Here is a 1,758-nt window from a genome sequence, read left to right as displayed (position 1 = left end):
TGCCGCTGCTGACGCTGCAGGGGCTGGAAGGCAAGCTGTTCATCCCGGTGGCGCTGGCGATCGTGTTCGCGCTCGGCTCGTCGCTGCTGCTGGCGCTGACGGTGATCCCGGTGCTGGCGTCGCTGCTGCTCAAGACCGCCGGCCATCACGAGACCTGGTTGGTGCGTAAGATCGCCGCAGGCTACACACCGCTGCTACGCTTCTCGCTGCGCCACGAGAAGGCGGTGCTGGCGGTGGCGGCTGTGGCGCTGGTGGCGACCGTTGCGGCCTACACCCAGATCGGCAAGATCTTCATGCCGACCATGGAAGAAGGCACGCCGATCATCAGCGTCGAAAAGCTGCCGTCGATCGGTCTGGAGCAGAGCGTCGATCTCGATCTCAAGATCCAGCGCGCCCTGATGGGAACCGTGCCGGAGGTGCAGAGCATCGTCGCCCGTGTCGGTTCCGACGAGATCGGGCTCGATCCGATGGGCTTGAATCAAACCGATACTTACGTGATCCTGAAGCCCGAAAAGGAATGGCGGCACCCCGGCGACAAGGACGCGGTGATGGCTGACATCCGCAAGGCGCTCGGCGAATTTCCCGGCATCAGCTTCTCCTTCACCCAGCCGATCGAGATGCGGGTGCAGGAGATGATCATCGGCGCCCGCGGCGACGTGGTAGCGAAGATCTTCGGCCCGGATATTCCGACGCTTAACAAGCTGGCCAGCGAGATCACCGCGACGCTGAAGACGCTGAAAGGCGCCGAGGACGTCCGCACCACGCTCAACGAGGGCTTCGAGTACTACAGCGTCGCTATCGACCGGCTGCAGGCCGGCCGCCTCGGCCTCGATGTCGATCGCCTCACCGAAGCGCTGCGCACCCAGATCGAAGGCAAGCAGGCCGGCATCGTCATCGAGCAGGGCCGCCGCACGCCGGTGCTGATCCGCGGCAGCGATAGCTTGCGCGACACGCCGGCGCGGCTCGCCGGCATCAATCTGGTGCTGGCCGACGGCAAATCGGTGCCGCTGTCCAACGTCGCCAAGCTGCAGCGGATCGACGGGCCGGTGAAGATCGACCGCGAGAACGGCAAGCGGCTGGCGCTGGTGATGAGCAACGTGTCGGGCCGCGATCTGGTTGGCTTCGTCGACGAAGCCAAGGCCGCGGTCGCTGCCAAGGTGAAGTTACCCGAGGGCTATTCGATCGTCTGGGGCGGCCAGTTCGAAAATCAGCAGCGCGCCGCGGCGAGGCTCGCCATCGTGGTGCCGGTGGCGCTGGCGCTGGTGTTCCTGCTGTTGTTCGCCACTTTCGTGTCGATGCGGCAGTCGCTCCTGGTATTCATCAACATTCCGTTCGCGCTGGTCGGCGGCGTGTTCAGTCTCTTGATTTCGGCCAGCCAGGCGAGCCGACGACGCTGAGCCGCGTTGAGCTTGACACTCGCCGACCGCAGAACGCTGTCCAAGTTGGAAGTCTCTGTATCGCAAATTGGGTGCAAAGCCGTCGATCACAAAGTGGGAGCTTCACCTTGAACGATCGAGCGCCGGCAATCAGGCGGGCAAGATTTCAACTTCCGACGCAAAAATTTGCTACCGCGAGTCCGGCAACGCCACTGCAAGCCGTCGGGCTCCGATCGGAGTCAACGCCAGGGTGTAGATCGCCACAGGTGTTCGCAGCGGTTCGACCTGCACCAACAGACACACCTCGTCGGATTCGGCCTGGTAATACCGACCGTTGCGGCGCAGGCCGGCGTCGACCAGCAGCCTTGTCAGAGCGCTCGAA

The 1,758-nt window shown here is 63.9% G+C and carries 2 protein-coding genes; one reads left to right on the top strand and one right to left on the bottom strand.

Annotated features, from left to right (window positions below):
* The coding region (locus I5M_RS17195) for an efflux RND transporter permease subunit (RefSeq protein ID WP_022722522.1) at window positions 1-1,397 on the top strand (1,397 nt) is incomplete at its 5' end.
* A 168-nt stretch (window positions 1,398-1,565) separates the two neighbouring features.
* On the opposite strand, the gene I5M_RS32795 is transcribed toward I5M_RS17195, so the two are convergent.
* The coding region (locus I5M_RS32795; protein WP_040771769.1) for a hypothetical protein at window positions 1,566-1,758 on the bottom strand (193 nt) is incomplete at its 5' end.

This window comes from Rhodopseudomonas sp. B29, assembly GCF_000333455.1.
Taxonomy (GTDB): Bacteria; Pseudomonadota; Alphaproteobacteria; order Rhizobiales; family Xanthobacteraceae; genus Rhodopseudomonas.
Note: the sequence above shows the minus strand (reverse complement) of the source record. Positions and strands in the feature narration are given on the sequence as shown.